The 26,685-nt window shown below is 72.5% G+C and carries 24 protein-coding genes; 14 read left to right on the top strand and 10 right to left on the bottom strand.

From position 1 onward, the window contains the following. Positions 1 to 570: 570 nt before the first annotated feature. From QFW80_RS13030 to cobA, 6 genes are read left to right on the top strand one after another with little or no spacing between them, the layout of a single operon-like run. Entirely contained in the window at positions 571 to 1,740 is a 1,170-nt protein-coding gene (locus QFW80_RS13030) for an MFS transporter (protein ID WP_280603058.1), read from the top strand. Positions 1,741 to 1,742: 2 nt separating this feature from the next. Continuing rightward, on the top strand, positions 1,743 to 2,231 hold the full coding sequence (locus QFW80_RS13025) for a GNAT family N-acetyltransferase (RefSeq protein ID WP_280602407.1): 489 nt from the start codon (positions 1,743 to 1,745) through the stop codon (positions 2,229 to 2,231). Further along, positions 2,228 to 4,684: a nitrite reductase large subunit NirB gene (nirB, locus tag QFW80_RS13020; RefSeq protein WP_280602406.1), complete on the top strand. Its 2,457-nt coding sequence runs from the start codon at positions 2,228 to 2,230 to the stop codon at positions 4,682 to 4,684. Before QFW80_RS13025 ends, nirB begins: the two co-directional genes overlap by 4 nt. A 2-nt stretch (positions 4,685 to 4,686) precedes the next feature. Then, positions 4,687 to 5,055, top strand: a complete 369-nt coding sequence (nirD, locus tag QFW80_RS13015) for a nitrite reductase small subunit NirD (protein ID WP_425603579.1) — start codon at positions 4,687 to 4,689, stop codon at positions 5,053 to 5,055. After that, a complete protein-coding gene (locus QFW80_RS13010; RefSeq protein WP_280602405.1) occupies positions 5,055 to 7,829 on the top strand; it encodes a nitrate reductase in 2,775 nt (924 codons plus the stop codon). Before nirD ends, QFW80_RS13010 begins: the two co-directional genes overlap by 1 nt. A gap of 24 nt (positions 7,830 to 7,853) precedes the next feature. Further along, complete coding sequence (gene cobA / locus QFW80_RS13005; protein WP_280602404.1) at positions 7,854 to 8,654, top strand: uroporphyrinogen-III C-methyltransferase; 801 nt, start codon at positions 7,854 to 7,856, stop codon at positions 8,652 to 8,654. Positions 8,655 to 8,685: 31 nt separating this feature from the next. On the opposite strand, the gene QFW80_RS13000 is transcribed toward cobA, so the two are convergent. Continuing rightward, positions 8,686 to 8,931: a hypothetical protein gene (locus tag QFW80_RS13000; RefSeq protein ID WP_280602403.1), complete on the bottom strand. Its 246-nt coding sequence runs from the start codon at positions 8,929 to 8,931 to the stop codon at positions 8,686 to 8,688. Positions 8,932 to 9,154: 223 nt separating this feature from the next. Here QFW80_RS13000 and QFW80_RS12995 point away from each other — a divergent pair, with 223 nt between their 5' ends. Then, complete coding sequence (locus tag QFW80_RS12995; RefSeq protein WP_280602402.1) at positions 9,155 to 9,895, top strand: UPF0149 family protein; 741 nt, start codon at positions 9,155 to 9,157, stop codon at positions 9,893 to 9,895. Between the two features lie 66 nt (positions 9,896 to 9,961). Here the strand turns inward: QFW80_RS12995 and QFW80_RS12990 are convergent, their stop codons facing one another. From QFW80_RS12990 to QFW80_RS12980, 3 genes are all read right to left on the bottom strand, one after another. Beyond that, a complete protein-coding gene (locus QFW80_RS12990; protein ID WP_280602401.1) occupies positions 9,962 to 10,978 on the bottom strand; it encodes a 3-oxoacyl-ACP synthase III in 1,017 nt (338 codons plus the stop codon). Positions 10,979 to 11,081: 103 nt separating this feature from the next. Then, complete coding sequence (locus QFW80_RS12985; protein ID WP_280602400.1) at positions 11,082 to 11,390, bottom strand: DUF4156 domain-containing protein; 309 nt, start codon at positions 11,388 to 11,390, stop codon at positions 11,082 to 11,084. A 163-nt stretch (positions 11,391 to 11,553) separates the two neighbouring features. Further along, positions 11,554 to 14,403, bottom strand: a complete 2,850-nt coding sequence (locus QFW80_RS12980) for a M16 family metallopeptidase (protein WP_280602399.1) — start codon at positions 14,401 to 14,403, stop codon at positions 11,554 to 11,556. Between the two features lie 119 nt (positions 14,404 to 14,522). Between QFW80_RS12980 and QFW80_RS12975 the strand changes: the two genes are divergently transcribed. The 3 genes from QFW80_RS12975 to QFW80_RS12965 all read left to right on the top strand — a co-directional run bounded on the left by QFW80_RS12975 (position 14,523) and on the right by QFW80_RS12965 (position 16,549). Further along, positions 14,523 to 15,230 (top strand): SDR family oxidoreductase, encoded by a 708-nt coding sequence (locus QFW80_RS12975; protein ID WP_280602398.1) that lies wholly within the window; start codon positions 14,523 to 14,525, stop codon positions 15,228 to 15,230. 34 nt (positions 15,231 to 15,264) lie between these two features. Then, positions 15,265 to 15,747 carry a tRNA (cytidine(34)-2'-O)-methyltransferase gene (locus QFW80_RS12970; RefSeq protein WP_280603055.1) on the top strand — a complete coding sequence of 161 codons (483 nt, stop codon included), beginning with the start codon at positions 15,265 to 15,267 and terminating at the stop codon, positions 15,745 to 15,747. Between the two features lie 238 nt (positions 15,748 to 15,985). After that, positions 15,986 to 16,549 carry an outer membrane beta-barrel protein gene (locus QFW80_RS12965; protein WP_280602397.1) on the top strand — a complete coding sequence of 188 codons (564 nt, stop codon included), beginning with the start codon at positions 15,986 to 15,988 and terminating at the stop codon, positions 16,547 to 16,549. Between the two features lie 112 nt (positions 16,550 to 16,661). Here the strand turns inward: QFW80_RS12965 and QFW80_RS12960 are convergent, their stop codons facing one another. From QFW80_RS12960 to QFW80_RS12940, 5 genes are all read right to left on the bottom strand, one after another. Beyond that, the gene (locus tag QFW80_RS12960) at positions 16,662 to 17,720 is read right to left on the bottom strand and encodes an NAD(P)H-dependent glycerol-3-phosphate dehydrogenase (protein ID WP_280602396.1); all 1,059 of its coding nucleotides are present in this window, start codon (positions 17,718 to 17,720) and stop codon (positions 16,662 to 16,664) included. A 3-nt stretch (positions 17,721 to 17,723) separates the two neighbouring features. Continuing rightward, positions 17,724 to 18,254, bottom strand: coding sequence for a protein-export chaperone SecB (gene secB / locus QFW80_RS12955; RefSeq protein WP_280602395.1), 531 nt, complete (start codon positions 18,252 to 18,254; stop codon positions 17,724 to 17,726). 55 nt (positions 18,255 to 18,309) lie between these two features. Next, entirely contained in the window at positions 18,310 to 18,747 is a 438-nt protein-coding gene (locus tag QFW80_RS12950) for a rhodanese-like domain-containing protein (RefSeq protein WP_280579591.1), read from the bottom strand. A gap of 226 nt (positions 18,748 to 18,973) precedes the next feature. Next, complete coding sequence (locus QFW80_RS12945; RefSeq protein WP_280602394.1) at positions 18,974 to 19,390, bottom strand: hypothetical protein; 417 nt, start codon at positions 19,388 to 19,390, stop codon at positions 18,974 to 18,976. Between the two features lie 63 nt (positions 19,391 to 19,453). Beyond that, positions 19,454 to 19,921, bottom strand: coding sequence for a YiiD C-terminal domain-containing protein (locus tag QFW80_RS12940; protein WP_280602393.1), 468 nt, complete (start codon positions 19,919 to 19,921; stop codon positions 19,454 to 19,456). A gap of 61 nt (positions 19,922 to 19,982) precedes the next feature. On the opposite strand from QFW80_RS12940, the gene QFW80_RS12935 reads away from it, so the two are divergent. The 4 genes from QFW80_RS12935 to QFW80_RS12920 all read left to right on the top strand — a co-directional run bounded on the left by QFW80_RS12935 (position 19,983) and on the right by QFW80_RS12920 (position 24,424). Further along, positions 19,983 to 20,804, top strand: a complete 822-nt coding sequence (locus tag QFW80_RS12935; RefSeq protein ID WP_280602392.1) for a uroporphyrinogen-III synthase — start codon at positions 19,983 to 19,985, stop codon at positions 20,802 to 20,804. Next, a complete protein-coding gene (locus QFW80_RS12930; protein ID WP_280602391.1) occupies positions 20,801 to 21,775 on the top strand; it encodes a hypothetical protein in 975 nt (324 codons plus the stop codon). The genes QFW80_RS12935 and QFW80_RS12930 overlap by 4 nt, the downstream gene beginning before the upstream one ends. 91 nt (positions 21,776 to 21,866) lie before the next feature. Further along, on the top strand, positions 21,867 to 23,120 hold the full coding sequence (locus QFW80_RS12925) for a heme biosynthesis protein HemY (RefSeq protein ID WP_280602390.1): 1,254 nt from the start codon (positions 21,867 to 21,869) through the stop codon (positions 23,118 to 23,120). A 47-nt stretch (positions 23,121 to 23,167) separates the two neighbouring features. After that, the gene (locus QFW80_RS12920; RefSeq protein ID WP_280602389.1) at positions 23,168 to 24,424 is read left to right on the top strand and encodes an MgtC/SapB family protein; all 1,257 of its coding nucleotides are present in this window, start codon (positions 23,168 to 23,170) and stop codon (positions 24,422 to 24,424) included. Between the two features lie 241 nt (positions 24,425 to 24,665). Here QFW80_RS12920 and QFW80_RS12915 read toward each other — a convergent pair whose 3' ends face one another. Beyond that, on the bottom strand, positions 24,666 to 26,552 hold the full coding sequence (locus QFW80_RS12915) for an ATP-binding cassette domain-containing protein (RefSeq protein WP_280602388.1): 1,887 nt from the start codon (positions 26,550 to 26,552) through the stop codon (positions 24,666 to 24,668). Between the last annotated feature and the right edge of the window lie 133 nt (positions 26,553 to 26,685).

Genomic DNA, 26,685 nt, shown 5'->3' with positions numbered 1-26,685 from the left:
ACCCCCGCCCGGACCCCTCCGGCTGCGCGCTCGGAATGGCCCGGTCCTCGGTAAGCCAAAGTGCGCGGCGGCCCGGCGTTACCCGCGGTGGATGCACAACCAGCGAGTCTCGTAAATCACTATTTAGGTGCATCTGCTGCACCATTTCGGTGAAAGCGAACCCGGAGTGCGTTTCAGCAGCGATCGGCGCGGTGGCGGCTACGCACGCCTCGAGCGGGCTCGCGTGGCGGCGATGTGACGCCCAAGCCTTTGATCCGCGGGGGCTTCCGGACGGCGCCGCGATGGCCCGGCGCGTGGTGCGTGTCCTGGCCCCGCAGGCACGCGCGGTTGGCACGCGTGTTGCGATGCAATATCCGTCGGGCGCAACGACGCGTCCGTACCACCAGATTCCGACCCGAGGCCAACGGCGGCCCAGGGTCGCCGACAACGGCGTCTCTCCGGCTTCCACCGGAGGACGCCGTTTTTCGTTTCCACCGGCCGAAGTCGTGGCGCCCCCGGCGTCCGGCGGCGGCCCCTCCTCGGAGCGCGCCGATGAACCGATCCTTCTGGCAGGCCGGGCACACGCCCACGCTGTTGGCCGCCTTCCTCTACTTCGACCTCAGCTTCATGGTCTGGTACCTGCTCGGGCCGATGCAGGTGCAGATCGCCGAAGCGCTGGCGCTCGACACCCAGCAGCGGGCGCTGATGGTGGCGGTGCCGATCCTGTGCGGCGCGGTGCTGCGGCTGTTCCTGGGCCTGCTGGCCGACCGCATCGGCGCCAGGCGCACCGGCCTGCTGGCGCAGGCGCTGGTGATCGGCGCCCTGCTGGTGGCGTGGCGGCTGGGCGTGCACAGCTTCGGCCAGGTGCTGCTGCTGGGCCTGATGCTGGGCGTGGCCGGGGCCTCGTTCGCGGTGGCGCTGCCGCTGGCCTCGCGCTGGTACCCGCCCGAGCACCAGGGCACCGCGCTGGGCATCGCCGGCGCGGGCAATTCGGGCACCGTGCTGGCGGCGCTGTTCGCGCCCGCGCTGGCGGCGGCATTCGGGTTCCGCGACGTGTTCGGGCTGGCCTGCCTGCCGCTGCTGGTGGTGCTGGTGGTGTTCGCGCTGTGCGCGAAGGACGCGCCGGTGCCGGTGGCGCGCAAGCAGCTGCGCGACTACGCCACGGTGCTGGTCGGCAACCGCGACTCGTGGTGGTTCATGCTGTTCTACGCCATCACCTTCGGCGGCTTCGCCGGCTTCGCCAGCGCGCTGCCGGGCTACTTCCACGACCAGTTCGGGTTCGAGCCGAAGCTCGCCGGCTGGGCGACCGCGGCCTGCGTGCTGGCCGGGTCGATCATGCGGCCCATCGGCGGCGTGATCGCCGATCGCATCGGCGGCACCCGCACGCTGCAGATGGTGTACGTGGCGGTGACGGCGCTGGTGGCCGCCGCGGCGCTGGGCATCGGCGGTGCGGTGGCGACGGTGGCGCTGTTCGTCGTGACCCTGCTGTGCCTGGGCGCGGGGAACGGCGCGGTGTTCCAGCTGGTGCCGCAGCGCTTCGGCGCCGAGATCGGGCTGATGACCGGGCTGATCGGCATGGCCGGCGGCATCGGCGGCTTCCTGCTCGCAGCCGGGCTGGGCGTGGTCAAGCAGCAGCTGGGGTCGTATGCGCCCGGTCTGTGGCTGTTCTCGGCGATCGCGCTGGGCGCGTCGCTGTGCCTGGTCGGGGTGAAGCAGCGCTGGCGCCTGCGCTGGGCCACGGCCGGCGCGGCGAGGGTCTGAGCATGCCGCTGCACATTGCCGTCGATCCACTGGACGGGCCGCAGATCGCCGCCCTGCTGCAGGCGCACCTGGACGAGATGCACCGCATCTCGCCGCCCGAGAGCGTGCACGCGCTCGACCTGTCGCGCCTGCGCGCGCCGGACATCACCTTCTGGAGCGCGTGGGAGGGCGATGCGTTGCTCGGTTGCGCCGCGCTGCGCGAACTCGATGCGGGTCACGGCGAGGTGAAGTCGATGCGCACGACGCCGGCGGCGCGACGGCGCGGCGTGGCGGCTGCGCTGCTCACGCAGGTGATGGACGAGGCCACGCGGCGCGGCTATCGCCGCCTGAGCCTGGAAACCGGCACCCAGCCGGAGTTCGCGCCGGCGCGTGCGCTCTACGCGCGCTTCGGCTTCGAACCCTGCGGCCCCTTCGGCGACTACCGCCTCGATCCCTGCAGCACCTTCATGACCCGCGCCATCGACGGCGCGCACGACGAGGCCACGCGATGAAACAGCCACGACTGGTGGTGGTGGGCAACGGCATGGCGGGCATCCGCACGCTCGAGGAACTGCTCAAGCTGGTGCCGGGCATGTACGAGATCACCGTGTTCGGCGCCGAGCCCCACCCGAACTACAACCGCATCCTGCTCTCGCCGGTGCTGGCCGGCGAGCAGGACTTCGACGAGATCGTGCTCAATCCGCTGTCGTGGTACGCCGAACACGGCATCGCCCTGCACCTGGGCAAGGAGGTCACGCGCATCGACCGCGTGCACCGCAGGGTGATCGCCGCCGACGGCACCGCGGCGGAGTACGACCGCCTGCTGCTGGCGACCGGCTCGGTGCCCTTCATCCTGCCCGTCCCCGGGAAGGACCTGAAAGGCGTCATCGGCTACCGCGACATCCACGACACCCGCACCATGATCGACACCGCGAAGGTGAAGCGGCACGCGGTGGTGATCGGCGGCGGCCTGCTGGGCCTGGAAGCGGCGAACGGGCTGATGCTGCGCGGCATGGACGTGACCGTGGTGCACCTGGCCGGCTGGCTGCTCGAACGCCAGCTCGATCCGGTGGCCGGCGCGCTGCTGGAGAAATCCCTGTCCGAGCGCGGACTGAAGTTCCGGCTCGACACCTCGACCAGCGAACTGCTCGGCAACGATGCCGGCGAAGTCGCCGCCGTGCGCTTCTCCGACGGCAGCGAAATTCCCGCCGACCTCGTGGTGATGGCCGCCGGCATCCGGCCCAACACCGCACTCGCGCAGGCCGCGGGCATCCACTGCAACCGCGGGATCGTGGTCAACGATTCGCTGCAGACGTTCGACCCGCGCGTGTACGCCGTCGGCGAATGCGCCGCGCATCGCGGCATCGCCTACGGCCTGGTCGCGCCGCTGTTCGAACAGGCCAAGGTCTGCGCGAACCACCTGGCCACGTTCGGCATCGGCATCTACAAGGGCTCGGCGGTGTCGACCAAGCTTAAGGTGACCGGCATCGACCTGTTCTCTGCCGGCGAGTTCATGGGTGGCGAAGGCACCGAGGAAATCGTGCTGAGCGACCCGGCAGGCGGGCTGTACAAGAAGCTGGTGATCCGGGACGACCGGCTGGTGGGCGCCTGCCTGTACGGCGACACCGGCGACGGCGCCTGGTACTTCCGGCAGATCAAGGATGCGGTGAACATCGGCGAGCGCCGCGACACGCTCGCCTTCGGCGAGACCGCGCTGGGCGACAGCGGCACCGGCGGCCAGGACCGCGCCGCGAGCATGGGCGATGCCGACGAGGTCTGCGGCTGCAACGGCGTATGCAAGGGCACGATCGTCAAGGCGGTGCGCGAGCAAGGCCTGTTCACCGTGGACGAGGTGAAAAAGCACACCAAGGCAGCGAGCTCCTGCGGCTCGTGCACCGGCCTGGTCGAGCAGATCCTGATGAACTGCCTGGGCTCGAACTTCCAGGAGACGCCCAAGACCAAGGCGGTGTGCGGCTGCACCGACCGCACCCATGGCGAGGTGCGCCAGGCGATCCGCGAGCACCACCTGGTCAGCCACGCCCAGGCCTACGCCTTCATGGAATGGCGCACGCCCAACGGCTGCGCCACCTGCCGGCCGGCGCTCAACTACTACATGCTCTCGACCTGGCCGCGCGAGGCGGTCGACGATCCGCAGAGCCGCTTCATCAACGAGCGCGCGCACGCCAACATCCAGAAGGACGGCACCTTCTCGGTGATCCCGCAGATGAAGGGCGGCGTGACCAACGCGTCCGAACTGCGCCGCATCGCCGACGTCGCCGACAAGTACGCAGTGCCGATGGTCAAGGTCACCGGCGGCCAGCGCATCGACCTGCTGGGGGTGAAGAAGGAAGACCTCGTGGGCGTGTGGAAGGACCTCGGCATGAAGTCCGGCCACGCCTACGGCAAGTCCATCCGCACGGTGAAGACCTGCGTGGGCAGCGAGTTCTGCCGCTTCGGCACCCAGAACAGCACCCAGATGGGCATCGACCTGGAAACGATGCTGGCCAACATGTGGAGCCCGCACAAGGTCAAGCTGGCGGTGTCGGGCTGCCCCCGCAACTGCGCCGAATCAGGCATCAAGGACATCGGCATCATCGCGGTGGATTCGGGCTGGGAACTCCACGTCGGCGGCAACGGCGGGATCAGGACCGAGGTCGCGCGCTTCCTGTGCAAGGTGAAGACCGCGGAGGAAGTGAAGGAGTACACCGGCGCGTTCCTGCAGCTCTACCGCGAGGAGGCCTACTACCTCGACCGCACCGTGCACTACATCGAGCGCGTCGGCCTGGACTACGTGAAGCGGAAGGTGGTCGAGGACGCGGCCAACCGCCATGCGCTGTTCGAGCGTCTGCTGTTCGCGCTCGAAGGCCTGCCCGATCCCTGGGCGGCACGCATCGCCGGCAGCACGCCGCGCGAATACACGCCGCTGAAACTCGCGCGGCCCATCGCCGCCGTGCTGGAGGACTGAACATGGCCGGCATCGAAGCCTGGGTGCGCGTGTGTGCGCTCGACGAGATCCCGGTGCTGGGCGCGCGCGTCCTGCGCTGCGGCGAAGGCGAGGACATCGCGCTGTTCCGCCCCGCGGCCGATCGCGTGTTCGCGCTCGCCGACCGCTGCCCGCACAAGGGCGGGCCGCTGTCGCAGGGCATCGTCAGCGGCGACAGCGTGACCTGCCCGCTGCACGGCTGGAACATCGCGCTCGACAGCGGCCAGGCCTGTGCGCCGGACGTGGGCTGCGCGCGGCGCTACGCGGTGCAGGTCCGCGACGGGACGGTGTGGCTGTCGCTGTCCTCGATGGCGGCGTCCGACGCCGCGACCGACGCGGAGGCGCTCGCCTGATGGATGGCGCCGGCGCCACGGGCATGCCGGTCGAACACCGCAGCACGCGGTCGACCTGCTGCTACTGCGGCGTCGGCTGCGGCGTGGTGATCCACAGCGAACGCGACGCACGGGGACGCGAGTCGATCACCGCCGTCGAGGGCGATCCGGACCATCCCGCCAACGCCGGCCGCCTGTGCAGCAAGGGGCTGGCGCTGGCCGACAGCGCACGCAGCCTGCACGGCCGCGTGCTGCGGCCCGAGCTGCGCACGCACCGCGACCAGCCGCGCCGCCCGGTCGACTGGGGCCTGGCGCTGGACACCGTGGCCGACCGCCTGTCGCGCATCGTCGAGCGACACGGTCCGGACGCGGTCGCGTTCTACCTTTCCGGCCAGCTGCTCACCGAGGACTACTACGTCTTCAACAAGCTGGCCAAGGGCCTGCTGCGCACCAACAACATCGACACCAACTCGCGCCTGTGCATGTCCAGCGCGGTGACCGGCTACAGGCTCGCCTTCGGCGCCGATGGCCCGCCGACCTGCTACGACGATCTCGACCACGCGAAGACGGTGCTGTTCGCCGGCAGCAATGCCGCATACGCGCACCCGGTGCTGTTCCGGCGGCTGGAGGACGCGAAGGCTCGCGATCCCGGCGTGCGCTGGATCGTGGTCGACCCGCGCCGCACCGACACCGCGGCCATGGCCGACCTGCACCTGGCGATCCAGCCCGGCACCGACGTGGCGCTGCTCAACGGCATGCTCCACCACTTGGTCTGGGAAGGGCTGCTCGACCAGGACTTCATCGACGCGCACACCACCGGCTTCGCCGGACTCAAGGCATTGCTGCGCGACTACACGCCGCGCATGTCGGCCGAGATCTGCGGCGTGCCGGCGCAGGATCTGGTCACCGCCGCCGAATGGTTCGGCCGCAGCCCGGCCGCGCTGTCGCTGTACTGCATGGGCCTGAACCAGTCCGCGCACGGGACCGACAAGAACCTGGCGCTGATCCACCTGCACCTGGCCACGCGCCAGCTCGGCCGCCCCGGCGCCGGTCCGTTCTCGCTCACCGGCCAGCCGAATGCGATGGGCGGGCGCGAGGTCGGCGGCATGGCGACGATGCTGGCCGCGCACCGCGAGATCGGCGATGCGGCGCATCGTGCCGAGGTCGAAACACTGTGGCGCCTCGCCCCGGGCACGCTGTCGCCGACGCCGGGCCTGGCGGCGGTGGACCTGTTCGAGGCACTGCACGGCGGCAAGGTCAAGGCGGTCTGGATCGCCTGCACCAACCCGGCGCATTCGATGCCGGACATCGGCCGCGTGCGCGAGGCGCTGCAGCGCGCCGAGTACGTGATCGTGCAGGAGGCGTTCGCCGGCACCGACACCGTGCCGTTCGCCGACGCGCTGCTGCCGGCCGCCACCTGGGGCGAGAAGGATGGCACGGTGACGAACTCCGAGCGCCGCATCTCGCGCGTGCGCGCCGCGGTGGCGCCACCCGGCCAGGCCAGGCCGGACTGGTGGATCGCGCGCGAGGTCGCGCGCCGGATCGAGGCGCGCCTGGCCACGCCCGGCGCGGCGCCGCTGTTCGAGGCCGACGCGCCGGAACCGATCTTCGACGAGCATCGCGCACTGACCGTCGGCCGCGACCTCGACATCGGTGGGCTCGACTACGCGCGGCTGGAACGCGACGGTCCGCAGCAGTGGCCGTTCCGTGCGGGGCATGCGACCGGCGAGGCGCGTCGTTACGCCGACGGCCTGTTCGCCACGCCCGACGCACGCGCGCGCTTCCACGTCACGCCCTACAAGCCGGTGGCCGAACAGACCTCGGCACGCTTCCCGCTGCGCCTGCTCACTGGACGGCTGCGCGACCAGTGGCACGGCATGTCGCGCACCGGCCGCGTGCCGCAGCTGTTCGCGCACAGCCCGGAGCCCGGCCTTCGCATGCATCCGGACGACGCGGCGCGACGCGGCCTCGCGGCCGGCACGCTGGTGCGCATCGCCAGCAAGCGCGGCGAGCTGGTGCTGCCGCTGGAGCTGTCCGACGAGGTCGGCTCGGGCACCGTGTTCGCGGCGATGCACTGGAGCGGGCAGCACCTGTCCAGCGGCGGCATCAACGAGGTCAGCCTGCCGTCCGTCGACGCGCGCTCGCGCCAGCCCGAACTCAAGCACGCGGCGGTGCGCGTCGAGCGCGCCGAATTCGGCTGGCACCTGCTGGCCGCGCGCCGCGGCGATGCGCTGGCGCTGCACGCAGCCGTCCAACCGCTGCTGCGCGACTGCGGCTACGCCGCGCTGTCGCTGCAGCCCGACAGCGCCGCCGACGCGTCCGACGGCCAGGCCTGGGTGGTGCTGCGCGCTGCCGCCGACGCGCCGCCACCCGCGGCTTGGCGGTCGACCCTGGAATCGGCGCTCGCGCTCGCTCCCGGCCCCGACATCCTCGAGTATCGCGACGCGCGCCGCGGCCTGCTCAAGCGCGTGGCCTGGCGCAGTGCGCACGCCGCGGACTTCATCGACGGGCTGCTCTGGGCCGACACGCAGCCCGGCGGCGATGCACTGCTGCGCGCCGCGCTCGCCGGCGGCCCGTGGCAGGGCCCGCGGCTGGCCGCATTCTCGGCATCCGCGGTCCTCGCGCGCGATCCGGTGGTCTGCGTGTGCCGCCAGGTCACCGAATCGGCGATCCGCGCCGCCGTGCACGGCGGCGCCGACGTGCCTGCGCTCAAGACGCAGCTCGGCTGCGGCACGGTCTGCGGATCGTGCCTGCCGCAACTCGCACGCCTGGCGCGCGAATCCACCCACGCGTGACGTCCCATCCACCCGGAGGCTTCGATGACCACGCCCGCCAGCAATGATCCGTTCGCCTCGCGACGCATTCCGGCCGACGTCGTGCTGCTCTCCGCCGGGCCGGGCGACCTCGAACTGCTCACCCTCAAGGCGGTGCGCGCCCTGGGTGCGGCGGAAGTATTGCTGCTCGACGAACTGGTGGATCCGGGCATCGTCGAACTGGCGCCGAACGCGCGCGTGGTACGCGTGGGCAAGCGCGGCGGCTGCCGCTCCACGCCGCAGGCCTTCATCTGCCGGCTGATGCGCCGCTACGCGCTGCAGGGCCTGCGCGTGGTGCGGGTGAAGGGCGGCGACGCGCTGCTGTTCGGACGCGCCGGCGAGGAGATCGCCTTCCTGCGCGCCGCCGGCGTGCCGGTGACGATCGTCAACGGCGTCAGCGCCGCCTTCGCCGCCGCCGCCGCCCTCGGCGTCTCGCTCACCCACCGCGACCACTGCCACGGGCTGACCTGCGTCACCGCCCACACCGCCGACCACGGCGAGCCCGACTGGGCCGCGCTGTGCGCCACCGGCACCACGCTCGCGATCTACATGGGCATGCAGCGGGTCGACCGGATGGCGCGATCGCTGCTGCGCCACCTGCCGGCGGTCACGCCGGCGGCCGTCGTCCTCGCGGCGAGCCAACCCGGCGAGCAACGGCTGCTCACCACCCTGCAGGCCCTTTCCGCCGACGCCGCGGGCCTGGCGGGCGGTGCGCCGGGGGTGATCCTCGTCGGGCCTGCATTGGGCGAGGCAAGGTCAGCGACGCCGCCCGTCCACCAGTCGGCCGCCGCGGCCCGCCTTGCGTGACGCCCGAATTGCCGCCATCGGGCGGCGCAGGTCAGGCCCCGAGATGCTCGCGGCGGATCTCGGCAATCCTGATGGCCACTTCGCTGTCCACGCCGTCGGCCTCGGCGCGGTCGAGTACGTTGGCCAGCACCCGCTTCTCGTCCTCGTCGAGCCGGTGGTCGGACAGTGCCTTGGCCAGCAGCGATTCGAGCTCGGCCAGGTCCAGGCGGCCGTCATTGCTGAACACGGGCGTCGCGGCCAGCGCGAGCTGCAGGTGTGGCGGAAGACGTTCGGGCATTGCAGGCATCCTTGTGCAGTGGGACTGGCGGAGGCGAACTTAGCACGCGCCCTGCGGGAGGCGCCGGGATTCGGGAAGCGCGGGCACTCGGGGGCCGCTACGGTATCGGGGCGCCTTCCCGCCACACGGACAGCCTGCCTGGCCCGCCCGCATTGACGGGTGGTGCTGAGCTCCGCGGTCGCCAGGGTCTACCATGCACGCCTGTCCGCCACCGCCCTCCGCCATGTCCGCACCCAGCCCCGCTCCGCCCTACCTCGACGACGACCAGATCGAACGCCTGTCCGACCTGCTCGAACAGCGCGCGGTGCCGTTCAAGGGCTTCAACCTCGAGGCGCTGGACGGGTTCCTGTCGGCGCTGGTGGTCTCGCCCTCGGCGGTCGCGCAGGCCGAGTGGGAACCGGTGGTCTGGGGCGGCAAGCCGCCGCGATGGGACAGCCAGGACGAGGCCACGCAGGTCCAGCAGCTGCTGGAGGCGCACTGGAACATGTGCACCGCGCGCGTGCGCCACGACGAGGACAGCCTGCCCGACCACCTGGCGCCGCTGATGTGGCTGCCCGAGGATCCCGAGCTCACCGGCGAGGACGCGCTGCACGAGGAGGAACTGGACGTCGGTCGCGACTGGGCGCTTGGTTTTTTCGAGGGCGTGGCGCTGCGCGAGACCGAGTGGGACCGCTGGCTGGACGAGAACGACTGGATGGACGAACTGTTCGACCAGCTCGACCGGCTCGCCAGCGGCGAGGCCGTCAATCCCGACGACCCCACCGCGCCGGCGACGCCCGTGGACTACCGGGAGCGCCTGGCGATCGTGGCCGGCGTGCCGGGCATGCTGTCCGACCTCAACCACCACCGCGTCGACGCCCTGACCCCGCGCACCCCGATCCAGCGCGACGCCGGCCCCGGCCGCAACGACCCCTGCCCCTGCGGCAGCGGCAAGAAGCACAAGAAGTGCTGCGGGGCGCATTGACGCCGCCCCACACACGACAAGGGCCGGACAGGCCGGCCCTTGCGATGCATCAGCGGCGCGGCGTGGCTACCAGACCACCTCGGCCATCGAGCAGTTCAGGCCGGAGCCGATCCCCAGCAGGGCGACGCGATCGCCCTTCTTCAGCCGCCCCATCTCGCGCAGCTTGCTGAGCACGATCGGCACCGAAGCCGGGCCGATGTTGCCGTGCTCGCCGAAGATGGTCATGACCTTCTTCGGATCGATGCCGATGGCCTTGGTGAAGGCGGCGGTGTGCACCTTGCTGACCTGGTGGATCACGAACTGGTCGAGCTCTTCCACCACCCAGCCCAGCGCCTGCTTGGCCGCGCCGAAGGTCTTCTGCGAGAGCTTGATGCCCTCGATCAGCAGCATCCGGGTATCGGTGACCATGCCGTCGAGGTTGCCGCGGCACAGCTTGTTCCACTCGGTGGCGGCGCGGGTGACGCCGCCGCGGTAGCGCGGCGCGCCGGGCGCGAGTTCGGCCCGCGCCAGCACCATGGCCGCGGCCCCGGAGCCCAGGGTGAGCGTGGCCAGTTCGTTGCGGAACTGCTCCTCGGTGGCATCGGCGCTGGTCAGGCGCTCGAGGGTCTTCTCGTAGGCCAGGTCGGCGGTCTCGCCGTCGACGATCAGGGCGTAGTCGATCTCGCCGCGCTCGATCATGCGGCTGGCGATATCCATGCCGTTGATGAAGGCCAGGCAGGCGTTGGCGACGTCGAAGTTCTGGCAGGTGTCGGGCAGGCCGAGGTTGCCGGACACGATGCTGGCCGTGGACGGCTCGAGGTAGTCGCGGCTGACCGAGGTGTTGACCAGCAGGCCGACCTTGTCCGGGTCGATGCCGGCATCGGCCAGCGCCTTGACGCCGGCGAGCGTCGCCACCTCGGACGCCTGCACGCCTTCTTCCCACAGGTAGCGCGAGTGGATGCCGGCGATGTCGCCGAGCACGTCGGTCTTGATCCCGAGCCGGTCCAGGGTCGGCTTCAGGCGGGCGTTGATCTCCGCCGAGGACAGCCGGCGCGGGGCGTCGATATGGGCCAGGCCCGCGATGGCGACATGTTGGAAGAGCATGGGCGTGGCGCCGGTATCGGATACGGAGCCGTATAGGGTACCGCCTCCGGGACCGGGCCGCATGCGGACCTGAACCGCGGGCCGCGCGCGGGCTGGACGCGCCTCAGCCGCCGCAGCGCCAGGCGGCGAAGCGCTGGCTGCCGCCGGCCGGCTCGGCCAGGGGCGAGATGGTGTCGGCCTGCAGGCCGGGGGCCTCGTTGCGGGCCAGGGTCTCGAGCTCGTCGCGGACCTTGATCGGATTGCGCTCGATGAAGGCGATCGAGTGCTTCACCGAGACCTCCACCTCGCCCTGCTTCTGGCAGCCGGCGGGCGGCGTGGCGGCCACGCGCACCGCATTCGCCCCGGGGGCCATGTGCACCCAGGTGCAGGCCGACAGGGCCGCGAGCAGGGGAACGATCAGCAGTGTGCGCATCGGGAAATCCTCTGGAAGGGAGCGGAACGCGGCGCTCGGCATTGTGGGGGGCATCCGCGGCGCGCGGGGCCGGCCGAGGCCCGGTGGATACCGGCAGCGTTCAGCCTGCCGGCGGCGTGCGCGGGACGCGCGCGCATCGTCCACGGGGCCTGTGCGTCCCGCGCTAGCGGGACACGGGCTGGCCGTCGGCGTCGATCACCTGCACCTCGCCCAGGCCCAGCGCCCGTACCGGGGCCTCGGTCTGTTCGAGGTCGCCGACGACCACCCAGGTCAGCGCGCCGGGGCGCAGGGTGCGGGCCGCCTCGGCCACCTGCGCCGGGGTCATCGCCTCGACCCTGGCCTTGCGCTGGAACACGTAGTCGTCCGGCCGTCCGAAGCGGACGATGCCGCCGATCGTGCCCATCACCGACCAGGCCGTCTCGTAGGCGCCGGGCAGGCTCAGGGTCTGGATCGCCTTGACCCGCTCGACCTCGGCCTGCGTCGGCGGCCGCTCGCCGCTGGCGAACTCGGCCAGTTCGCGCTGGATCTCGGCGATCGACTCGCCGGTCTTGTCGATCTGCACCGGCGCCGACACCGTCCACTGCCGCTGGCCGAGCGCGCCGCCGAGCGAGCTGCGGGCGCCGTAGGACCAGTGCTTGTCCTCGCGCAGGTTCATGTTCAGGCGCGCGGTGAAGTCGCCGCCGACCACGCCGTTGGCCATCTCCAGGGCGATCGCGCCCGGGTCGGTGGTCGGCGGCGCCACCTGGGCGACGAAGATGTTGGCCTGCACCGCCCCCGGCTGGTCGATCAGGAACACGCGCGGCGTCTCCGGCAGCGGGACCTGCGGCACGGCGACCGCGGCCGGGGCTTCGCCCTCGCCGCTCCAGTCGCCGAAGTGGCGGTCGAGCGCGGGCACGATCTCCTCCAGCGTGGTGTCGCCGACCACGATCACGGTCGCGTTCTCCGGCCGCACCCAGCGGCGGTGGAAGGCCAGCAGGTCGTCCCGGTCGAGCGCCGCGATCGAGGCCTCGGTGCCGCTGCCCGGCGGGCCGTAGGGGTGCGTCTCCCCGTACAGGAGCGCCGGCAGCACGCGCATCGCCATGCCGGCCGGCTGCGCCTTCTGCTGGCGGATGCCGGCGATCCAGGTCGCACGGATGCGCTCGATCTCCGCCGGGTCGTAGTTGGGCCGCCGCAGCATGTTGGCGAACAGCGCCAGCGACGGATCCAGGTGCTCCTTCAGCGCCGACAGGTAGGCGTTGCCGCCGTCCTGCGCCGCGCCCGCGCCCAGGCTGGCGCCAAGCGCCTCGGCGCGATTGGCGAATTCCAGCGCGCCGATGCCGGCCGCGCCTTCGTCCAGCAGGTCCAGCGCGAAATCGGCGGTGCCGGCGCTGCCCTCGGGGTCGCTGCTGTGGCCGCCGTGGAACTCGTAGCTCAGCTGCACCACCGGAATTTCGTGGCGCTCGGCCAGGATCACCGTGCTGCCGTTGCGCAGGGTGGCGCGCTGCAGGGCGGGGAACTTCAGCTCGGGGAATTCGGTGGTGCGCGGCACGCCGAGGCTGCGGTCGACCGCGGCCGGCGTGGTGGTGTACTTCGGATCCGGATCGGGCAGCTCGAACGGTTCCGGCACCGCCGCCGGGTCCTCGGCCAGCGGCGTGCGCGCGCCCGGTTCGACCACGATCGTGTGGCTGCCGTCGCCCAGCCAGCGCGCGCCGGCCTGCGTCAGGTCGCGCGCGGTGGCGGATTCGACGTTGGCCAGCTGTTCGCGGAAGCAGCCCGGGTCGCCGGCGTACACGGCGCACTCGGCCAGCACGTCGGCCTTGCCGCCGAAGCCGCCGATGCGCTCGATGCCGCGGATGAAGCCGGCGCGGATCATGGTGCGGGCGCGTTCGAGCTCGTCCGCGGTGGGGCCCTCGGCGACCAGGCGCGCGATTTCCTCGTCGATGATCGCCTCCACCCGCTCCGGGTCGACGCCGTCCTTCACCGTGGCCACCAGATAGAAGTTCGAACCCAGCTGCGACGCGCCGGCCATGGTGCTGATGTTGTCCACCAGCTTCTCGCCGTGCACCAGGCGCGCGTCCAGGCGCGAGGATTTCGCCCCGCCCAGCACGTAGCCGAGCATCTGCAGGTGGTCGAGTTCGGCACTGCCGGCCTCGGGCACGTTCCAGACCCGGTAGATGCGCGGCTGCGGCACCTTGTCCTGCATCACCTCGCGGGTGGTCGCCGCGCGCTTGCCCACGTCCGTGCGCGGCTGGGCCATGGTCGGCCCGGCGGGAATGTGGCCGAAGTATTTCGCCACCTTCTCCTTCGCGGTGGCCACGTCGATGTCGCCGGCGAGCACCAGCACCGCGTTGTTTGGTCCGTACCAGGCGTGGAACCACTGCCTGACGTCGTCCAGCGAAGCGGCCTCGAGATCGTTCATCGAGCCGATGACGCTGTGCCCGTAGGGATGCGAGGCCGGGTACAGCGCGCGGGTGAGCTTTTCCCAGACCTGGCCGTAGGGCTGGTTCTCGCGCTGGCGCTTCTCGTTCTGGACCACGCCGCGCTGCTCGTCCAGCGCGGCCTGGTCGATCGCGCCGAGCAGGTGGCCCATGCGGTCGGATTCCATCCACAGCGCCATGTCCAGCGCGGTGGTGGGCACGTTCTGGAAGTAGTTGGTGCGGTCGGTGTTGGTGGTGCCGTTCTGGTCGGTCGCGCCCACGGCGCGGAACGGATCGAAGAACTCGCCGTCGTGGTGCTCGCTGCGCTGGAACATCAGGTGCTCGAACAGGTGCGCGAAGCCGCTGCGGCCGGCCGGCTCGTCCTTGCTGCCGACGTGGTACCAGATGTTCACCGCCACGATCGGCGCCTTGCGGTCGGTGTGCACCACCACGCGCAGGCCGTTGGGCAGGGTGAAGCTGTCGTGGGCGATGTCGACCGCCGGCGCATCCGCGGCCAGCAGCGGCGGCGCCAGCAGCGCGCCCGCGAGCGACAGGCCCAGGGCGAGCGAGCACAAAGCGCGGCGCGCGGGATGGAGTGGTGTCCGGACGATCGGCATGGAATGTCCTGCGTCGAATGAGCCCCGCATGGTAGCCGAGGGGTCCGGGACGCCCCCCGGGTCTAAAGTCCCGGACCGCGACGACACCGCGTGCACCGCCGGCGGTGGAGACTGCGCACATGCCCGTCCGCCACGCCCTCGTCACCGGCGCCAACCGCGGCCTCGGCCTGGAACTGGTCCGCCAGCTGCTGGCGGCCGGCGACCATGTGGTCGCCACCTGCCGCCGCCCGGGCAAGGCCACGGCGCTGAACACGCTCGCCGGCGAACATCCCGGCCGCCTGCACGTGCTGCCGCTGGACGTGGCCGATGCGAAGTCCCACGCCGAACTCGCACGCGAGCTGCCGCTCGTGCTCGGCGAGGGCGGCCGGCTCGACCTGCTGGTGAACAACGCCGGCGTGCTGCATTCGGGCGAGCGCTTCGGCAGCCTCACCGCGGCGAACTTCGAGGACAGTTTCCGCACCAATGCGACCGGCCCGCTGCTGCTGACCCAGGCGCTGGCGCCGCTGCTGGCCGACGGCGCGCGGGTGCTGAACCTGTCTTCGCAGCTGGGGTCGATCGCCGGCACCCGCCGCTTCGGCACCCCCAGCTACAACCTCAGCAAGGCCGCGCAGAACATGGCCACGATCCTGCTGGCGCACGCGCTGGCCGGGCGCGGGATCGTGGTGGTGGCGCTGCATCCGGGCTGGGTGCAGACCGACATGGGCGGCACCGGTGCCGACCTGCCGGCGACCGAGGCCGCCGCCGGCCTGCTGCGGGTGGCCGCGGGCCTGGGGCCCGAAGACGGCGGCCGCTTCCTCGACTGGCAGGGGCGCGCGCTCGACTGGTGAGCCGGGGACCGGCGCAGGCGACAATGCGCCGCCGATCCCCAGTGCCGCGCCCGTGTTCGACCTGCTGCTCTACCAGCCCGAGATCCCGCCCAACACCGGCAACGTGATCCGCCTGTGCGCCAACACCGGCGCGCGGCTGCATCTGGTCCGGCCGCTGGGCTTCGACCTCGACGATCGCCAGCTGCGGCGCGCCGGGCTGGACTACCACGAGTACGCGGCGCTGCAGGTGCACGATTCGCTCGACGATGCGCTGCGGGCGATCGCCTCGCCGCGGCTGTTCGCCCTCAGCACCCGCAATGCCGTGCGCTACGACCAGCCGCGGTTCGCGGCCGGCGATGCGTTCCTGTTCGGCCCCGAAACCCGTGGCCTGCCCGACGAGGTCCTCGCGCGTGTCGCCGACGACCATCGCCTGCGCCTGCCGATGCAGCCCGGCAACCGCAGCCTGAACCTGTCCAACGCGGTGGCGGTGGTGGCGTTCGAGGTCTGGCGCCAGCTCGGCTTCGCCGGCGGGGCCTGATTCCCCAGCTGCATCGCCGACATCGGCCGGCCCGCAGCGCGACCGGGCGCCGCGCCGGACCAGATCGATCCGGAAAAGTTCCTGAACCCGGCAGTTCAATATTCAGGCCCGGTTGCACGCGCTTGCCGAGAATGCGCGTGCCGCCTCGGGTGGAACCGTTTTCCCCGACGGTGACTCCCCTCCCTCTCCACCCGGGCGGCCCCTCACCTACAAGAAACCACAAGAGGCTGTTCCCCCGATGAAGCGCGTGTCCCTTTTTGGCCTGGCCGTTGCCGCCGCCCTGCCGTTCGCCGCCTCCGCCGCCGACGGCGTGTCCTACAACTATGTCGAGGCCGGCTACGCCGCCACCAACCTGAGCGACGGCCTGCCCGATGCCGACGGCGTCGGTGCCCGCGCCTCGATCGCGTTCCACCCCAATTTCCACGTCTTCGGCGACTACGCCAACCAGGAGTTCGACAACAGCGGCCTGGACTTCGACCAGTGGCGCGTCGGCCTGGGCTACAACCACGAGATCTCGCCGCGCGCCGACCTGCTCACCCGGGTGGCGTACGAGAAGGTCGATTTCGGCAATGCCGGCGACGCCGACGGCTGGAGCGTCGAGGCCGGGGCCCGCGGCGCGTTCACCAGCAACTTCGAGGGCTATGCCCTGGCCGGTTACGAGGATGGCGACCAGGTCGACGGCGACTTCTACGGCCGCCTCGGCGCCACGGTGAAGTTCAACCAGAACTGGGGCCTCAACGGCGACGTGAAGGTCAGCGACGGCGACACCGCCTGGTTCGTCGGCCCGCGCTTCACCTGGTAACGGCTGGAAACCGGCCCGATCGTCCCCATCTGATCCGAGCAAGACGCGACGTCGTCCCTCCCCTCTCTCCCGACGTCGCGACATGGCCCGGCCGGCAACGGCCGGGTTTTTTTTAAGCGGCAGGATCCGCGTCCACGCCCGGAGCCGCTTCGAACAGCGCCTGCGGGTATTCGGCCTTGCGCTCGCGCGCCATCAGCCGGGCCAGGCCCTCGGCCGGCGTGATGTCGCCGTGCAGCACCGCGCGCACGTTGCTCGAGATCGGCAGCTCCAGGCCATGGCGCTCGGCCAGGCGCATGACCTCGTCGGCGGTCTGCACCGATTCGACCACCTGGCCGATCTCGCGCACCGCCTCGGCCACGCTCTTGCCGCGGCCCAGGGCCAGTCCGAGGCGGCGGTTGCGCGACAGGTCGCCGGTGCAGGTCAGCACCAGGTCGCCGAGGCCGGCCAGGCCCATCAGGGTTTCCGGGCGGCCGCCGATCGCCGCGTTGAGCCGCAGCATCTCGTTCAGGCCGCGCGTGATCAGGCCGGTGCGGGCGTTGAGGCCGAGCTCCATGCCGTCGGCGACGCCGGTGGCGACCGCCAGCACGTTCTTCATCGCCCCGCCGAGTTCGGCACCGCGCATGTCGCTGCCGGTGTAGGCGCGGAATTCGGGACCGTGCAGCACGTCGGCCACCTGCTGCACGAAGGCCGCGTCGTCGCCCTGCACCGTCACCGCGGTCGGCAGGCCGAGGGTGACCTCCTTCGCGAACGACGGGCCGGTGACCACGGCCAGCGGCACGTCCTCGCCCAGCACCTCGGCGGCGACCTCGTGCAGGAAGCGCCCGGAGCCCGGTTCGAAGCCCTTGGCCGCCCAGGCCACGCCGGCCTGCGGCGGGCGCAGCGGCGCCAGCGCGCGCAGGGTGTCGCCGAAGGCGTGCGAGGGCACGACCACCAGCACCAGCCCGGCGCCGCGCACCGCGGTAGCCAGGTCGGTGGTGGCGCGCAGCGACGCCGGCAGCGGGATGCCGGGCAGGTAGCGCGGGTTCTCGTGGCGCTGGTCGATCGCCTCGACGACCGCGGCGTCACGGCCCCACAGCGTGGTGGGGAAACCGTGGCGCGCGATCAGCGACGCAAGCGCGGTGCCCCAGGAACCGGCACCGAGGACCGCGACCGTCACGGCCGGGGTCGTCATGGCTCAGGCGTTGCCGGCCGTCTCGCTGTTGGCCAGGTCGCCATTCCCGGCGCCCTGCGCCTGGCGCTGGCGCAGGCCTTCGGCGTACAGCGCGTCGAAGTTGATCGGCTGCAGCAGGAACGGGGCGAAGCCGCCGGCCTGGATCAGGTCGCCGATCAGCTGGCGCGCATACGGATACAGCACGTTCGGGCACTGGGTGCCGAGCAGCGCATCGGTCACGTTGGGTTCGAAGCCGGCCAGGCCGAACACGCCCGCCTGCTGCACTTCGACCATGTAGACGGAGTTGCCTTCGCCCTCGCCCGCGGTGCAGGTCAGGGTCACGCCCAGCACCACCTCGTACACGCTCTCGCCCAGACGCTGGACGCGCTGGTTGAGGTTCATGTTGATCTGCGGCGCGTTCTGCTCGTTGAAGACGTGCGGCGCCTTGGGCGACTCGAACGAGACGTCCTTGACGTAGATCTTCTCGACGCTGAACTGCGGGCCGCTGGGCTGCTGCGCGGGCACGGCGCCGCCGTTGGGGGCTTGCTCGGACATCCTGGGACTGCTCCGGTATCTGGTTCGGAAAGAGGGCGATTATCGCACTTCGGGCTCAGCCACGCCCCTTGGCCAGCGGCAGGTCGGCCTGCTGCCAGCCGCCGATGCCGCCGTCGAGCACGAACACGCGCTCGAACCCGGCCTTCTTCAGCCGCTTGGCCGCATCGCCCGCGGTGAAGCCGGTCTTGCACACCAGCACCACCGGCAGCGCCTTGGCCGCGGCGAGCTTCTTGTTCTCCGGATCGAACTGGCTCATCTGCACGTTCTTCGACCCGGGGATATGGCCCTTGTCGAAGTCGGCGATCGGGCGCAGGTCGACCACCAGCGCGTTGTCGCGGTTGACCAGCGCGGTGACCTCGGCCGGGCGCACGGTCTTGAACGGTCGGAACAGCCCGGCGATCTCGTTCAGGATGATGCCGCCCGTGAGGCCGACGAAGACCAGCGACAGCATCTGGTGGCGGCCTGCGAAGGCCAGCAGTTCCTGGAAGTCCACGGCGGATCGGGCTCGGAAGGGGACGGGATTGTCGCACAGCGCCCGGCGCCGGCGGCCTTTGCGCTCGCCGGCACGCGGTTGCGGCAGAGGCGGCGGCGGCTGCGGGCCGGCCGGCACAGGACGCCGAGGGTCGGACCCGTCGTGCGGCCGCCGGCGCGAGCAGGCGGCGCGCGGCGCGCTGGCCAGACAGCAGGTCCCCGACGACGCGGTCAACCGGCTGGCGCGGTCATTCCCCGGCCCAGAAATCCGGCAGGCCGCCGGTGATCCACCACGACTTCGCCTCGGCGTCGTAGCGCCATTGTTCGGTATAGCGCAGCGTGCGCTCGGCCATCGTGTGGCGGTTGATCACGCCGATCTCGATCTCGCGCATGGCCTCGGTCTCGCCGGGGCGCGAGGCCAGGTCGCGGTAGTGGGACACCTGCACCTGCCTGTAGCGCTCGAATTCGAGCTCGCTCATCGGGTGCGTCTCGCGCCAGGCCGGGTCCACCAGGCCCCAGGCGCCCTCGAAATCGCCCCAGCGGATGGCCGCCGACCAGCTGTACTGGGCGCGCTCGAGCGCCGACATCTGCTTGCCGGTGCTCGCGCAGCCCGCGAACAGACACGCCATCGCGCACGCCAGCCAGACCGCCCGCCACTGCCGCATCGTACCGCTCCCCGGAACCCGAGGCGCCATGCTAGCAGCCGCATCGGGCGCCGCGACGCGGCTTCAGTCGGGCTTGAGGATCGCGGCGTAGCGCGAGCGCGACTCCGTGGCGACGCCGCCATCGGGCAGCAGCACGTGCGCGGCCAGCGTGGCGCGGGCGCGGCCGCGCGCGCGCAGGGTGGCGAGGAAGGTGTCCCAGCTCCCGCCCTCGTCGAGCCAGGCTTCCGCCGTCAGGTCGTCGCGCAGCGGCGCGCGATAGCGCACCTCCGAATCGGCGACGTAGACCTCGGCGCGCAGTCCGGCCTGCTCGATCTTGAGCACCGTCAGGCCCCAGGCCGCGAGCGTCATCAGCGACACCAGGCTGCCGCCGAACGCGGTGCCCTTGTCGTTGACGTTCGCCGCCAGCGGCGCCTGCAGCCGCAGGCGGTCGTGGTGGCCACCGGTGACGCGCAGCTGCAGCGCGCGCGCCGGCGGCATCGCCAGCAGCTGCGCTTCCAGGTCGCGCAGGGCGGCGTCGGACGGATCGGTCATGCGTCTGGGGCCTCGTGCGGGATGCTTGCGGCGCGCGGGGCGCAGGGACCAAGCTGGCGCCATGTCCACACGCACCGCCACGCCGAAACTGCGCGCATGCTACGTGATCTCGCTGCGGCCGGTCGGCGGACACGCGTCGATGCGCCGCGCTGCCGCCGCGCACGGGGCGAAGGTGCTGGCGCTTTCGCCGTGGCGGATCGAACCGCGCCGCGATGCCGCCGCCCGCGCGGCGCTGCGCGAGGCATTGGCCGCCGACGTGGTGCTGTTCACCAGCCCGGCCGCGGTGCGCGCCGCCGCCGCCCTGCGCACGCTGCGGCCGCGCCGCGGGCAGCCGTGGCTGGCCACCGGCGCCGGCACCGCGGCCGCGTTGCGGCGCGTCGGCGTGGAGGACGTGTCCGCACCGGCGCGCATGGACAGCGAAGGCGTGCTGGCGCTGCCGGCGCTCGCCGACGTGCGCGGCCGCCGCATCGCCCTGGTCACCGCGCCGGGTGGTCGCAACCTGATCGCGCCGACATTGGTCGCGCGCGGCGCGCGCGTGCTGCGCGCCGACGTGTACGAACGCGTCCCGGTCGCGCCATCGCCACAGACGCTCGCACGCTTGGAGCGGCTGCGCGCGCCGACCTGCCTGGCGCTGGGCAGCGGCGAAGCGCTGCGCCGCGTGCTCGAGGCCCTGCCCGGGGCGCTGCAGGCGCGCCTGCGGCGCGTCCGCGTGGTCGCGGCCAGCGCGCGGCTGGCGCAGCAGGCGCGCGAGTCGGGCTTCGGCGACGTGGTGGTGGCGGCCGACGCGCGCCCGCGTTCGCTGCTGGCCGCGGCCGCCAATGGGCCCCCACCGCGTTCGCCTTCGGATAGCATGCGCAGCCCCCCGCGTCCGTCCCGTCGATGAGCACCCCCGCCACGCCTCCTGCCACGCGCCGCGCACGCGGCGCGACGTGGTTTGTCGTGCTGGTGCTGGCCGGGCTTGCGCTCGCCGCGGCCGTGTTCGCATGGCAGCGGCTGGAGGCGTCCCGCGCTGCCCAGGCGCAGGCGGCGGCCGCGGACCGGCAGCGGATCGACGCCCTCGAAGGACGGGTCGCGGCCCTGCGGCGCGACCAGCGCGCGCAGACCGCGCGGCTGCAGCAGGCCGAAGCCACCAACCGCCTGCTGCGCGAGGAACTGATCGGGCTCGGGCAGCGCGCGGCGCTGGTGGAGCAGAGCGTGCAGCGGCTGTCCGACCCCGAGCGCGACGCCGCGCGCGCCCTGCGCCTGGACGAGGTGGAACTGCTGCTCGCGCAGGGCCAGCAGCGGCTGCTGCTCGCCGGCGATGCCGACGGCGCCCGCCGTGCCTATGCGCTGGCAGCACAGGTGCTGGACGGAATCAGCGATCCGGCCTGGCTCGACCTGCGCCAGGCGCTGGCGCAGGAACGTGCCGCGCTCGACGCGCTGGGACCCGACCCCCGGGTCGTCGCCGCGGCGCGGATCGAGGCGTTCGCCGCGTCGCTGGCGGCCCTGCCCGCCGCATCGGGGCCGGGTCCCGTGGCCGCGCCGTGGTGGGAGCGCGCGCTGGCGGCGCTGGTGCGGGTGCGGCCGAGCGCCGAAGCGGGGGCGGTGGCGCCGGATGCACGTGCGGCGGGCCTGGCGGCCCTCCAGCTGGAGCTGTCGCTGGCGCGCGCGGCAGTCGAGCGGCGCGACGCGGCGGGCTGCCGCGCCGCCCTCGCCCGCGCCGAGGCCTGGCTGCCGCGGCTGTGGCCCGACTCCCCGGCCCGTGCCCGCCAGCTGCAGGCACTGCAGGCGCTGCGCACCCTGCCGCTGGACGTGGATCTGTCCGTGCTCGGCTCCACCCTGGCCCAGTTGCGCCGCCAGCGCGGCGCCGGCTGAGCGCCGGTTCAGGCCATCCACGCCGCCTCAACGCCCGGCGCGCGAGGCTGGGCGCTGCGTCACGCCGCCCACCTGCACGAGGAGTTCCGCGATGACCCTGTTCCGCAACCTGCTGTTGTGGCTGGTCCTGGCACTGGCCGGCGCGCTCGCCGCGCAATTGCTGCTGGCCCAGGACCCGGGCTACGTGCTGGTGCGCTGGCGCGGCTACGACTACACCACGACGGTCCTGGTGGCGATCGCGCTGCTGTTCGCGGCCGCATTCGCGCTGTGGCTGCTGTGGGCGCTGCTGTCGCTGCCGTTCCGGGCCTGGGGCCGGCACCGCGACACCCAGGCGCGCGCGCGCCTGGGCGAAGGCTACGACGCGCTGCACCAGGGCCAGTGGAGCCGCGCCGAGAAGCTGCTGGCGCAGGCGGCCGAAGACGAACGGGTGGAAGCGGCGGCCCGCATCGGCGCGGCCCAGGCCGCGCTTTCGCGCGGGGACGCGGCAGCCGCGCGCGCGCACCTGGATGGATTCGGCGACCGCCACCCGGCTTCGCGCGCGATCGCGGCGGCGGAACTCGCGCTGCACGACCAGCGCCCGACCGACGCGCTGGTCGCGCTCGACGCCCCTGCCGCGCAGCCGCTGCCGCCGCGCGGCCTGGCGCTGCGCGCCGAGGCGCTGGGCGGCAGCGGCCAGGCGGCGCAGGCCTGGGGCCTGCTCGGCCCGCTGCGCCAGCAGCACGCCTGGCCGGACGCGGTGCTGGCCGAGCGCGAACTGGCCTGGGCCGAGGCGTCGCTGCGCGAAGCGCCCGATGCCAACGCGCTGGCCGAGCGCTGGGACGCGCTGCCGCGCGCGCTCAAGGCCGAGCCGGGCGTGGTGTCGACCTATGCCACGCGCGCGGCCGGATTCGGCTGGGAGGACGCCGCCACCGGCAGCATCGAGCACGCACTCGATGCGCGCTGGGACGAGGGCCTGGCCACGCGCTACGGGCAGCTGCCGGTGGGCCGCGTCGACCATCGGCGCGCGCGTGCCGAAGCGTGGCTCAAGGCGCACCCCGCCAGCCCGGCGCTGTTGCTGACGCTGGCGCGGCTCGCGCACGCCGGCGGCGACTGGCCCCGCGCCGAGGACCACCTGCACCGTGCGCTCGCCCAGGGCGGCGGCGCGGATGTCTGGGAGGCGCTGGGCGACGGCTACGCGGCGGTGGGCGACGAGGCGCACGCCCGCCTGTGCTACGCCAATGCGCTCGCCGCCGCGCGCGGGGGCGCGATCACGCCGCTGCCGACGCGCAGCGTGCCTCCGCCCATCGTCGACGAGACGGCGTTCGAGGATCGCGACGCGCACGGCCTGCCGCGCCTGCGCGAATGACGCACGGCCGCGGACTCCGCTGGGGCCGATGGTGAGATAGTGCGGCGATGCCCGTCGCCGCCGACCTGCCCCTGCTGTCCCTGACCACCGCGCTGGGCGCGGGGCTCCTGATCGGGCTGATGTACGAGCGCCGCAAGGAGGACGACCCCGCCATCGTCGCGGGCCTGCGTACGCATACGCTGGCCGCGCTCGCGGGCGCCGTCGCGGCCTGGATCGGGTTGCCGGTGTTCGTTGCCGCGCTGCTGCTCACCGGCACGTTCGCCGCACTGAGCTACCTGCGCACCAGCCAGACCGACGCCGGGGTGACCGCCGAGGTCGCCCTGCTGTGCAGCGCACTGCTGGGCGGCCTGGCGATGCGCGAGCCGGGCGCCGCCGGCATGCTCGCGGTGCTGGTCGCGATTCTGATCCGAGCGAAGGCGCGGCTGCATCACTTCAGCCGCGAGGTAATCAGCGATCGCGAGATCGCCGACGGCCTGGTGCTGCTGGCGTTCGCGCTGATCGTGCTGCCGTTGCTGCCGGACGCGCCGGTCGGTCCGTACGGCGCGCTGAACCTGGCCACGGTGTGGACGCTGGTGGTGCTGGTGATGGCGGTCGGCGCGCTCGGGCATGTGGCGCTGCGCGTGATCGGCAGCCGCTGGGGCCTGCTGCTCTCGGGCTTCCTGTCCGGCTACGTGTCCTCGACCGCCGCCACTGCCGGCTTCGGCCAGCGCGCCCGGGCCGAACCGGCGCAGCTGGCCGCCGCGACCGGCGCCACGATGCTGGCCAACCTCGCCTCGCTCAGCCTGTTCGTGCCGGTGCTGCTCGCGGTGGCGCCCGCGCTGCTGCCGGTCGTCGCCATGCCGCTGCTCGCGGCGGGCGTGGTGCTCGTGGCCGGCGCGCTGCTGGGGGTGCGCCGCAACGGGCATAACGGCACGCCGCCTCCGACGGCGGAGACGCGCATGTTCCGCATCGGCCAGGCGATCGGGCTGGCGCTGCTGATCGCCGCGGTGCTGGTGGTCTCGCACGCCGCCGCGCACTGGCTTGGGCCGGGCGCGGCGCTGGCCACCGCCTTCCTCACCGCGCTGGCGGAGCTGCAGGCCGCGTCGGCCACGGTCGCGACGCTGTTCCGCGACGGCACCATCGACGCGCGCCAGGCGCAGTGGGCCGTGGTCGGCCTGGTGGCCGCCAGTTCGCTCGCCAAGTCGGTGGTCGCCTTCGCCAGCGGCGGGCGCGCGTACGGGATCCGCATCGCGATCGGGTTGCTGGCGGCGAGCGCGGCGGCCGCGGTGGCGGCGGCACTGCTGCCTACCGCGTTTCATTCGTAGTCGTAGGAAGTGGCCGCCGTCCCGCGTAGCCCGGACGAGCGCAGCGCATCGGGATTTCGCGAGCCTCCATCCGTCGACCCCCGAATGAATCCTCGACGCGTCGCACGGGCTTCCCCATTGCGCCTGGCATCGATCGACCACGCTGGCGTCGTCATGGCGAGCCCAGCGCTTTGGGAATTCGCGCGAAGCTCCGGATGCGCTGCGCTTGTCCGGACGACAGGGTCCAGGCGAGCGGCGCGCCTCAGCCTGCCTCGAGTTCGCCCCAGCGCGCATAGGCGGCATCGAGCTCGGCCTGCAGCTGCGCCAGCGCCTGGTTGGCGGCGGTGATGGCGGCGCCGTCCTGCTGGAAGAACGCCGGTTCGGCCATGGCCGCGGTGCGCGCGGCGATCTCGGTTTCGAGCTGTTCGATGCGGGTCGGCAGCTGCTCCAGCTCGCGCGCCTCGCGATAGCCGAGCTTGCGCTTTGTGGCGGGCGCAGGTGGAGGCGGCCCGCCAGTCGCCAGCGCCTCGGTGCGCGCCGCCGAAGCAGCGGCATTCGTCGCGGTCGCGGCAGGCGACCGTCGCTGCCGCACCCAGTCGGTGTAGCCGCCGACGTAGTCGCCCAGCCGTCCGTCGCCTTCCAGCACCAGGGTGCTGGTGACCACGTTGTCGAGGAAATCGCGATCGTGGCTGACCAGCAGCAGGGTGCCGGGATAGTCGGCGAGCAGTTCCTCGAGCAGTTCCAGCGTCTCCACGTCGAGGTCGTTGGTCGGTTCGTCCATCACCAGCAGGTTGGACGGCTGCGCGAACAGCTTGGCCAGCAGCAGGCGGTTGCGTTCGCCGCCCGACAGCCGCGTGATCGGCGCGCGCGCGCGTTCGGGCGAGAACAGGAAGTCCTGCAGGTAGCCGACCACGTGCTTGCGGCTGCCGTTGATCTCGATGAAATCCTGCCCTTCGGCGACGTTCTCCAGCGCGTTGCGGGTATCGTCCAGCTGGCTGCGGTGCTGGTCGAAGTAGGCGACCTGCAGGCCGGTGCCGAGCTTCACCTCGCCGCGATCGGGGGCCAGCTCGCCGAGCAGGATCTTCAGCAGCGTCGACTTGCCCGAGCCGTTGGGGCCGATCAACCCGATGCGGTCGCCGCGCAGCACGGAGAGCGACACGTCGTCGAGCAGCACGCGGCCGCCGTAACCATGGCTCACGTGCCGGGCCTCGATGACCCGCTTGCCGGAGTGGCGGGTGCCGGCCACTTCCATCTTCACGTTGCCCGACAGCTCGCGCCGCTGCGCGCGCTCGCGGCGCATCGCCTCGAGCGCGGTCACGCGCCCCTCGTTGCGGGTGCGGCGCGCCTTGATGCCCTGGCGGATCCAGACCTCCTCCTGCGCCAGCAGCTTGTCGAAGCGCGCGTTTTCCTGCGCCTCCGCGTGCAGGCGCTCCTCGCGGCGACGCAGGTAGTTGCCGTAGTCGCCCGGCCAGCTGGTGACGCGGCCGCGGTCGATCTCGACGATCCGCGTCGCCAGCGCGCGCAGGAAGCTGCGGTCGTGGGTCACGAACACGATGCTGCCGGCGAACGACTTCAGGAAACCCTCGAGCCAGGCGATGGCCTCGATGTCGAGGTGGTTGGTGGGCTCGTCGAGCAGCAGGATGTCGGGATTGCGCACCAGCGCCTGGCCCAGCAGCACGCGACGTTTCATCCCGCCCGAGAGCGCGGCGAAGTCGGCATCCTCGGGTAGCTCGAGCCGCTGGACGACCTGCTGCACGCGGCGGTCGAGGTCCCAGCCGTGCTGCGCCTCGATCTGCGCCTGGGCTTCGCCCATCGCCGCCATGTCGCCCTCGTGCAGCGCGTGGTGATAGCGCGCGAGGACGCGGCCGAGGTCGCCCAGGCCCTGCGCGACCACGTCGAACACCGTGCCCTGCGTGTCCTGCGGCACCTCCTGCGCCATGCGCGCGACGACCACGCCGCCCTGGACCCGGATCTCGCCGTCGTCCGGCCGCAGCTCGCCGGCCATCAGCCGCATCAGGGTCGACTTGCCGGCGCCGTTGCGGCCGACGATGCACACGCGCTCGCCGGCCTCGATCGACAGATCGACGCGTTCGAGCAGCAGCGGGCCGCCGACGCTGAAGTCGACGCCCTGGAACTGGAGGAGGGGCATGGCGCCATTCTACCGGGGCGACGCGATGGTCCGTGCCAGCGACCGGACCGGGACGCACGCGCACGCGCGAAGCGGTTCACCCGCCAGGGGAGCGCCAGGGCTGGAAGCGGTGGGTCCCGGCGCCCGCAGGCGC

The sequence above is a fragment of the Luteimonas rhizosphaericola genome, assembly GCF_029888045.1.
GTDB classification, from domain to species: Bacteria; Pseudomonadota; Gammaproteobacteria; order Xanthomonadales; family Xanthomonadaceae; genus Luteimonas; species Luteimonas rhizosphaericola.
This window is presented reverse-complemented; position numbering and strand designations above follow the sequence as displayed.

Bases quoted from the DNA above. Each gene is read 5' to 3' on its own strand.
- QFW80_RS12935 (WP_280602392.1), top strand. From the start codon at position 19,983: ATGTCCACACGCACCGCCACGCCGAAACTGCGCGCATGCTACGTGATC.
- QFW80_RS12960 (WP_280602396.1), bottom strand. From the start codon at position 17,720: ATGACGACCCCGGCCGTGACGGTCGCGGTCCTCGGTGCCGGTTCCTGG.
- QFW80_RS12945 (WP_280602394.1), bottom strand. From the start codon at position 19,390: ATGCGGCAGTGGCGGGCGGTCTGGCTGGCGTGCGCGATGGCGTGTCTG.
- QFW80_RS12940 (WP_280602393.1), bottom strand. From the start codon at position 19,921: ATGACCGATCCGTCCGACGCCGCCCTGCGCGACCTGGAAGCGCAGCTG.
- QFW80_RS12995 (WP_280602402.1), top strand. From the start codon at position 9,155: ATGTCCGCACCCAGCCCCGCTCCGCCCTACCTCGACGACGACCAGATC.
- QFW80_RS12920 (WP_280602389.1), top strand. From the start codon at position 23,168: ATGCCCGTCGCCGCCGACCTGCCCCTGCTGTCCCTGACCACCGCGCTG.
- QFW80_RS12925 (WP_280602390.1), top strand. From the start codon at position 21,867: ATGACCCTGTTCCGCAACCTGCTGTTGTGGCTGGTCCTGGCACTGGCC.
- QFW80_RS12985 (WP_280602400.1), bottom strand. From the start codon at position 11,390: ATGCGCACACTGCTGATCGTTCCCCTGCTCGCGGCCCTGTCGGCCTGC.
- nirB (WP_280602406.1), top strand. From the start codon at position 2,228: ATGAAACAGCCACGACTGGTGGTGGTGGGCAACGGCATGGCGGGCATC.
- QFW80_RS12930 (WP_280602391.1), top strand. From the start codon at position 20,801: ATGAGCACCCCCGCCACGCCTCCTGCCACGCGCCGCGCACGCGGCGCG.
- nirD (WP_425603579.1), top strand. From the start codon at position 4,687: ATGGCCGGCATCGAAGCCTGGGTGCGCGTGTGTGCGCTCGACGAGATC.
- cobA (WP_280602404.1), top strand. From the start codon at position 7,854: ATGACCACGCCCGCCAGCAATGATCCGTTCGCCTCGCGACGCATTCCG.
- QFW80_RS12965 (WP_280602397.1), top strand. From the start codon at position 15,986: ATGAAGCGCGTGTCCCTTTTTGGCCTGGCCGTTGCCGCCGCCCTGCCG.
- QFW80_RS12990 (WP_280602401.1), bottom strand. From the start codon at position 10,978: ATGCTCTTCCAACATGTCGCCATCGCGGGCCTGGCCCATATCGACGCC.
- QFW80_RS12980 (WP_280602399.1), bottom strand. From the start codon at position 14,403: ATGCCGATCGTCCGGACACCACTCCATCCCGCGCGCCGCGCTTTGTGC.
- QFW80_RS13010 (WP_280602405.1), top strand. From the start codon at position 5,055: ATGGATGGCGCCGGCGCCACGGGCATGCCGGTCGAACACCGCAGCACG.
- QFW80_RS12915 (WP_280602388.1), bottom strand. From the start codon at position 26,552: ATGCCCCTCCTCCAGTTCCAGGGCGTCGACTTCAGCGTCGGCGGCCCG.
- secB (WP_280602395.1), bottom strand. From the start codon at position 18,254: ATGTCCGAGCAAGCCCCCAACGGCGGCGCCGTGCCCGCGCAGCAGCCC.
- QFW80_RS13025 (WP_280602407.1), top strand. From the start codon at position 1,743: ATGCCGCTGCACATTGCCGTCGATCCACTGGACGGGCCGCAGATCGCC.
- QFW80_RS12975 (WP_280602398.1), top strand. From the start codon at position 14,523: ATGCCCGTCCGCCACGCCCTCGTCACCGGCGCCAACCGCGGCCTCGGC.
- QFW80_RS13000 (WP_280602403.1), bottom strand. From the start codon at position 8,931: ATGCCCGAACGTCTTCCGCCACACCTGCAGCTCGCGCTGGCCGCGACG.